Origin of the sequence: Streptomyces sp. SID1328, assembly GCF_009865595.1 — a bacterium.
Lineage (GTDB): Bacteria > Actinomycetota > Actinomycetes > Streptomycetales > Streptomycetaceae > Streptomyces > Streptomyces griseoluteus.
The window spans coordinates 1-6,166 of sequence record NZ_WWKH01000443.1; the positions used below are offsets into that span (position 1 = coordinate 1).

Consider the following 6,166-nt stretch of genomic DNA (forward strand, 5'->3'; position numbering starts at 1 on the left):
CGCCCGGCGCGTCGGCGGGCGGGGCGGCCCCCCACACCTCGTCGACCAGCACCCCGGCCGGTACGGTCCGCCCCGCGCGCAGCGCGAGCACCGTCAGCAGGGCGCGCAGCCGCGCACCGCCGACGGGGACGGAGGTGCCGTCCGGACGGAGAGCCTGAGTGGTGCCGAGAAGCCGATAGCGCACGGGGTCCATTGTCCCTGGGGACGCACCCGCGGCGCCTCCGGGTTTCACCGGCGCGCGTGCCGACGTGGCGGGGGCGCGGAACCCGGCGACGGGGCCGGGACGTTCCCCCCACAGCACCGGTACGGTCGACCCTCAGCACCCACCGTAGGCAGGAGCCCCATGACCACCGCCCTCTCGCGTGCCGGCGACCGCCGGATCAGTCCCGTGTTCGCCGGAATCGTGGCCATCGCGGCGGTGACGGGGTGGGCGACCTGGACGGGCTTCGCGGCGCAGCCGGGGCTCGCGGTGTTCCTGTTCGTGACGGCCGCGTGGATCGTCTCGCTGTGCCTGCACGAGTACGCGCACGCCCGTACCGCCCTGCACAGCGGGGACATCTCGATCGGCGCCAAGGGCTATCTGACGCTGAACCCGCTGAAGTACACGCACGCCCTGCTGAGCGTCGTGCTGCCGGTGCTGTTCGTGATCATGGGCGGGATCGGTCTGCCGGGCGGCGCTGTCTTCATCGAGCGGGGCCGGATCAGGGGCCGCTGGCGGCACAGCCTGATCTCGGCGGCCGGTCCGCTGACCAACGTGCTGTTCGCGGCGGTGTGCACGGCGCCGTTCTGGCTGCACGCGCTGGACGGCGTCCCGCGCGACTTCCGGTACGCGCTGGCGTTCCTCGCGCTGCTCCAGGTCACGGCGGCGGTCCTGAACTTCCTGCCGGTGCCGGGCCTGGACGGCTACGGCGTGATCGAGCCCTGGCTGTCGAACGGGATCAAGCGGCAGGTGGAGCCGATCGCCCCGTTCGGCCTGCTGATCGTGTTCGCGCTGCTGTGGGTGCCCTCGGTCAACCGGGCGTTCTTCGACGTGATCTACAACCTGCTGAGCGCGCTGGGCGTGGACGGCGCCTTCTCCGACTGCGGCTACTACCTGTACCGCTTCTGGACCGAGACCCCGCAGGTGTGCTCGGTCATCCCGTAGCGGAGCCGGTGCCGGTGCCGGACTTGGCCCGGTCGCGCCGGATCGCCAGGAACGCCATGTTGGACGTCAGGCCCGCCAGCAGCACCCAGACGATCCCCAGCCAGCTCCCCTGGACGAAGGACACGACGGCCGCGGCCACGGCGAGCACACAGACGGCGAGGGTGACGAGGGCGATGCGGGGCATGGGGTCGGCTCCTGTCGGGGGACACTGCTACGCGGACCAGTGTCCCCCATCGGGCCCCGCCGCCGTCACACGTCGGTGACGCGGAGCCCGGCGTGCGCCTTGTAGCGGCGGTTGGTGGAGATCAGGTTGGCGACCAGTCCCTCCACCTGGTGGGCGTTGCGCAGCCGCCCGGCGAAGACGCCCCGCATGCCGGGGATGCGGCCGGCGAGGGCCTGCACGATGTCGGTGTCGGCCCGCTTGTCGCCGAGGACCATCACGTCGGTGTCGATCTCGTCGATCTCCGGGTCCTCCAGGAGGACGGCGGAGAGGTGGTGGAAGGCGGCCGTGACACGGGAGTCCGGGAGCAGCGCCGCGGCCTGCTGGGCGGCGCTGCCCTCCTCGACGGTGAGCACGTAGGCACCCTGCTTGTCGAAGCCGAGCGGGTTGACACAGTCCACGACGAGCTTGCCCGCGAGGTCCTCGCGGAGCGACTTCAGGATGTCGGCGTGGCCGTCCCACGGCACGGCGACGATCACGACGTCGCTGCGGCGGGCGGTCTCGGCGTTGCCGGCGCCCTCGATGCCGTGGCCCAGCTCCTCGGCGGCCGCGTGCGCGCGGTCCGCGGAGCGGGAGCCGACGATCACCTTCTGGCCGGCCTTGGCGAGCCGGTAGGCGAGGCCCTTGCCCTGCGGTCCGGTGCCGCCGATCACGCCGACGGTCAGCCCGGAGACGTCGGGCAGGTCCCAGGGGTCCTTGGCGGGGGCCTTCGCGGGGGCGGAACCGCTCTGCTGTGCGCTGTCGCTGGAGGTCATGGGCCGACTCTACGTCCGTACCAACGCCGCCACCCGGCGAGGGTGGGCCGTGTCAGGCGGTACCCCCAGGGGTGAACCGTGCGTGAACTGCGGTGCGGGAGTGACCGGTTGCGGCAGGATGCGGCCGCATGGACGCCGTACGGGTCGCGCTGCTGCGCGAAGTGCTCGCCGGGACCGAGTGGTTGGGCGCCACCCGGCGGTTCGCGGGGGTGCTGCGCGGCTCGGTGACGGCCCACGGCGGCGGCCTGCTGCTGGCGGGCACCGAGGAGTACGAGCCCTGGCACCTGGCCGCGCACCTGGTGGACGAGGCGGCCTGGTCCGGCACGCCCGAGCTGGCCCCCACCCTGGTCCGGCACCACGCCCGCCCCGGTGACCCGGCGCATCTGGCGGTGGGCCCCGGCCGGATCGCGGAGGCCCGGCGCGGCGAGACCCTGCTGGTGGTGGCGCCGGAGGAACCGGCCGAGTTGCTGGAGCGGGTGCACAGCGCACGCCGGGCCGGGGTGACCGTACTGGCGCTGGGAGCGGGCGGGAGCGAGCTGGCGGCGATGGCGCACGAGACGCTGGCGGTGCCGGACGGTGCGGAGCTGGACCTGGACAGCGTGCAGCACCTGGTGAGCGCGGCGGCCGGGGAGAACGCGGGGCCGCCCAGGGCCCGGCGGGGGTTCCGGGACCGGCTGTCCCGGCTGGCGGAGACCCTGACGGCGCCCCCGGCAGCGCCCTGGTGAGAAAGCAATGGCGGGAAAGCCCCGGCGGGAAAGCCCTGGTGAGCAATGCGAAGCCGCCCCCACCGGCGGTGGGGGCGGCTCGAGGTCACGTCGAAAAGAGCCGCGTCAGTCCTTGTCGGAGTCGTCGGCCGGGGTGTCCTGCCAGCGCGGGTCGTTCTCCCACTCGCGGTTGCGCTCCTGGGCGATCTCCATCGCGTGGCGCGCCTCGTCCGGGGAGGCGTAGGGACCCAGGCGGTCCTCGCCGGGACAGTCGGGGCCCTCCTCGACCTTCTTGTGGTCCAGGCAGTAGTACCACTCGCCCGGCTTGCCCTTGGTGCGCTTCTTGAACACGGACATCGACGGCTCCTCTCGCCACCCACATGTTCCCCCATGCCCGCTGGTTAGACTCGCTGGCATGTCTGGCCAGTCGCTGCTCGTACCAGGGGAACTCTCCCCCACCCGCCCGGTGCCCGGGAACATCCGCCGCCCGGAGTACGTAGGAAAGCCCGCGCCCGCGCCGTACACCGGTCCGGAGGTGCAGACGCCCGAGACGATCGAGGCGATGCGGACCGCCGGCCGGATCGCCGCGCAGGCCATGGCGGAGGCGGCGAAGATCATCGCCCCCGGTGTCACCACGGACCAGCTCGACAAGGTCGCGCACGACTACATGTGCGACTACGGGGCCTACCCGTCGACGCTGGGTTACCGGGGCTTCCCCAAGTCGCTGTGCACCTCGGTCAACGAGGTCATCTGCCACGGCATCCCGGACTCGACGGTGCTCCGGGACGGCGACATCGTCAACCTGGACGTCACCGCGTACATCGGCGGGGTGCACGGCGACAACAACGCCACCTATCTGGTGGGTGACGTGGACGAGGAGTCCCGCCTGCTGGTCGAGCGCACCCGCGAGGCGCTGAACCGGGCGATCAAGGCGGTCAAGCCCGGCCGGCAGATCAACATCATCGGCCGGGTCATCGAGTCCTACGCCAAGCGTTTCGGCTACGGCGTCGTGCGGGACTTCACCGGCCACGGCATCAGCTCGTCGTTCCACTCCGGGCTGATCGTGCCGCACTACGACTCCCCCCACGCCACCACGGTCATCCAGCCCGGCATGACCTTCACCATCGAGCCGATGCTGACCCTCGGCACCCACGAGTACGACATGTGGGACGACGGCTGGACCGTCGTCACCAAGGACCGCAAGCGCACGGCCCAGTTCGAGCACACCCTCGTGGTGACGGACACCGGAGCGGACATCCTGACTCTCCCCTAGGGCGTCAGCGTTCCAGCACGACCCGGCCGCCGACCTCCACCCAGCCGTGCGGCTGGGGGGCGGTGAGGATCTGGGAGCCGCGGCCCTGGGCGATGTTGAGGGCGCGGCCGAGCCGGTCGGTGAGCAGCAGCGCGGCCGCGCCGGTCGCCTCGTCCTCGTCGATCCCGTCGTCCCGGCCGGGGAAGGCACGGGCCCGTACCCGGCCCGCCGCCTCGTCCTCCCACGCCCAGGCGTAGATCCACTCACCGGGCGGGGGCACCTCCAGGGCGTCGACCTCGGCGGCGCTCGCGTACTGGCGCAGGGTGCGCGGCGGGGCCCACTCCGCGCGGGCCTCGATCCAGGTGAACTCGCCGTCCAGCCGGGTGCCGACCTCCCCGGCGGGCGTGACCAGTTCGGGTACGTCGAGCAGCCAGGCGGTGCCGACGCACGGGTGGCCCGCGAAGGGCAGCCGGGAGGCGGGGGTGTAGATGTCGATCACCCCGCGCTCGGGGTCGTCCACGAACACGGTCTCGCTGAAGCCGAGTTTGGCGGCGAGCGCCTGCCGGTCGTCCCGTCCGGGCATGAGCGAGCCCTCGCGGACGACGCCCAGTTCGTTCCCGTAGCCGCCCGAGGGGCCGCAGAAGACCCGGAGCACGTCGTAGTCAGTCACCGGTGCATTGAAGCATCGCGGGCGCTTGACCTGCTCTTTGCCATTGCTTGAGATCGTCTTTTGGACACCGACACCAAGTCGTGTCTGTGATCTTTTCGTGCCGTTCGAATCCGGTATCAGGCGGGGACGGACGGACTAAGGGTCGGGTAAGTTAGGCAAGCCTCACCGAACGAGCGGGCGGGTTCAAGCCGCCCTGACCGCCTGGAGCCCGTATGCGAGCCGCCCGTCCGATCGCGATCGCCGCCACCGCGGCCGCCGCGCTGACCGCCCTGTCGGCCTGTACCGCCAAGAGCGACGCCAAGGGCGGCGACGCCATCCAGGTCACCGCCGCGGACACCACGTGCGACACCTCCGCGAAGTCGGTGCCGGCCGGCCAGGTCACCCTGAAGATCGAGAACAAGGGCTCGCGCGCCACCGAGGTCGAGATCGTCTTCCCCGACGACCGGATCGTCTCCGAGAAGGAGAACATCGGGCCGGGCACCAAGTACACGCTGACCGCCGAGGTGAAGGCGGGCTCGTACGAGATCGCCTGCCGTCCCGGCATGAAGGGCCACGGCGTCCGGCAGAAGCTCGACGTGACCGGTTCCGGCAAGTCCACGAAGCGCAACCCGGCGCTGGACGCAGCGGTCGCCGGATACCGCGAGTACGCCCAGGACCAGGCCGACCAGACGGTCCCCCTCGCCGAGACCTTCGCCAAGGCGGTCCAGGCCGGCGACCTCGACGCCGCGAAGAAGGCGTACGCGCCCTCGCGGCTCGGCTGGGAGCGCACCGAGCCGGTGGCCGAGTCCTTCGGTGACATCGACCCCAAGGTCGACACCCGCGAGGACGGCCTGGAGGACGGCCAGAAGTGGACCGGCTGGCACCGGCTGGAGAAGTCCCTCTGGCAGGACAAGAAGATCGGCGCCGGGGACAAGAAGCTCGCGGCCGAGCTGGTCACCGACCTCAAGGACTGGCAGCACCGCGTCGGCAAGGCCGAGATCACCCCGACCTCCATGGCCAACGGCGCCAAGGAGCTGCTGGACGAGGTCGCCACCGGCAAGGTCACCGGCGAGGAGGACCGCTACGCGCACACCGACCTGGTCGACTTCAAGGGCAACGTCGAGGGCGCGCAGAAGGCGTACGAGCTGCTGAAGCCGGTCGCCGCCAAGAACGACTCCGCCCTCACCGGTGAACTGGACAAGCAGTTCGCGGCGCTGGACAAGCTGCTGGACAAGTACCGCCCCGCCAAGGACTCCTACGACTTCGTCTCCTACGACAAGGTCGGCAAGGACCAGCGCAAGGAGCTGTCCGACGCGGTGAACGCCCTGGCCGAGCCGCTCTCCAAGCTCGCGGCCGCGGTCGTCAAGTAGGTACGGGGAGCACGGGAGATGAACGAGAACGAGCGTGGCGGACCCTCGCGGCGCGCGCTGATCGGCTGGGGC

The 6,166-nt window shown here is 71.5% G+C and carries 8 protein-coding genes and 1 pseudogene; 4 read left to right on the forward strand and 5 right to left on the reverse strand.

What is annotated here, in order from left to right:
- A pseudogene (locus tag GT030_RS13395) lies at positions 1-193 on the reverse strand (helix-turn-helix domain-containing protein); the annotation flags it as partial.
- Between the two features lie 150 nt (positions 194-343).
- On the opposite strand from GT030_RS13395, the gene GT030_RS13400 reads away from it, so the two are divergent.
- Positions 344-1,144, forward strand: coding sequence for a site-2 protease family protein (locus tag GT030_RS13400; RefSeq protein ID WP_161201306.1), 801 nt, complete (start codon positions 344-346; stop codon positions 1,142-1,144).
- Here GT030_RS13400 and GT030_RS13405 read toward each other — a convergent pair.
- Both GT030_RS13405 and npdG read right to left on the reverse strand, forming a co-directional pair.
- Complete coding sequence (locus GT030_RS13405; protein WP_086692550.1) at positions 1,134-1,328, reverse strand: hypothetical protein; 195 nt, start codon at positions 1,326-1,328, stop codon at positions 1,134-1,136. The genes GT030_RS13400 and GT030_RS13405 overlap by 11 nt on opposite strands.
- Before the next feature lie 65 nt (positions 1,329-1,393).
- A complete protein-coding gene (gene npdG, locus GT030_RS13410; protein WP_161201307.1) occupies positions 1,394-2,119 on the reverse strand; it encodes an NADPH-dependent F420 reductase in 726 nt (241 codons plus the stop codon).
- 128 nt (positions 2,120-2,247) lie between these two features.
- Here npdG and GT030_RS13415 point away from each other — a divergent pair, with 128 nt between their 5' ends.
- The gene (locus tag GT030_RS13415; protein WP_086692546.1) at positions 2,248-2,844 is read left to right on the forward strand and encodes a hypothetical protein; all 597 of its coding nucleotides are present in this window, start codon (positions 2,248-2,250) and stop codon (positions 2,842-2,844) included.
- 105 nt (positions 2,845-2,949) lie between these two features.
- On the opposite strand, the gene GT030_RS13420 is transcribed toward GT030_RS13415, so the two are convergent.
- Positions 2,950-3,180, reverse strand: a complete 231-nt coding sequence (locus GT030_RS13420; RefSeq protein ID WP_161201308.1) for a hypothetical protein — start codon at positions 3,178-3,180, stop codon at positions 2,950-2,952.
- A 58-nt stretch (positions 3,181-3,238) separates the two neighbouring features.
- Here GT030_RS13420 and map point away from each other — a divergent pair, with 58 nt between their 5' ends.
- Positions 3,239-4,096 carry a type I methionyl aminopeptidase gene (gene map / locus GT030_RS13425; RefSeq protein WP_161201309.1) on the forward strand — a complete coding sequence of 286 codons (858 nt, stop codon included), beginning with the start codon at positions 3,239-3,241 and terminating at the stop codon, positions 4,094-4,096.
- A 4-nt stretch (positions 4,097-4,100) separates the two neighbouring features.
- Here map and GT030_RS13430 read toward each other — a convergent pair whose 3' ends face one another.
- The gene (locus GT030_RS13430) at positions 4,101-4,745 is read right to left on the reverse strand and encodes a PhzF family phenazine biosynthesis protein (RefSeq protein WP_161201310.1); all 645 of its coding nucleotides are present in this window, start codon (positions 4,743-4,745) and stop codon (positions 4,101-4,103) included.
- A 212-nt stretch (positions 4,746-4,957) separates the two neighbouring features.
- Here GT030_RS13430 and efeO point away from each other — a divergent pair, with 212 nt between their 5' ends.
- Entirely contained in the window at positions 4,958-6,094 is a 1,137-nt protein-coding gene (efeO, locus tag GT030_RS13435; RefSeq protein ID WP_161201311.1) for an iron uptake system protein EfeO, read from the forward strand.
- The last annotated feature ends 72 nt before the right edge of the window (positions 6,095-6,166 follow it).

What these genes read in the sequence shown, in the direction of transcription:
- GT030_RS13400 (WP_161201306.1), top strand. Translation starts at nt 344, where the DNA reads ATGACCACCGCCCTCTCGCGTGCCGGCGACCGCCGGATCAGTCCCGTG.
- GT030_RS13405 (WP_086692550.1), bottom strand. Translation starts at nt 1,328, where the DNA reads ATGCCCCGCATCGCCCTCGTCACCCTCGCCGTCTGTGTGCTCGCCGTG.
- npdG (WP_161201307.1), bottom strand. Translation starts at nt 2,119, where the DNA reads ATGACCTCCAGCGACAGCGCACAGCAGAGCGGTTCCGCCCCCGCGAAG.
- GT030_RS13415 (WP_086692546.1), top strand. Translation starts at nt 2,248, where the DNA reads ATGGACGCCGTACGGGTCGCGCTGCTGCGCGAAGTGCTCGCCGGGACC.
- GT030_RS13420 (WP_161201308.1), bottom strand. Translation starts at nt 3,180, where the DNA reads ATGTCCGTGTTCAAGAAGCGCACCAAGGGCAAGCCGGGCGAGTGGTAC.
- map (WP_161201309.1), top strand. Translation starts at nt 3,239, where the DNA reads ATGTCTGGCCAGTCGCTGCTCGTACCAGGGGAACTCTCCCCCACCCGC.
- efeO (WP_161201311.1), top strand. Translation starts at nt 4,958, where the DNA reads ATGCGAGCCGCCCGTCCGATCGCGATCGCCGCCACCGCGGCCGCCGCG.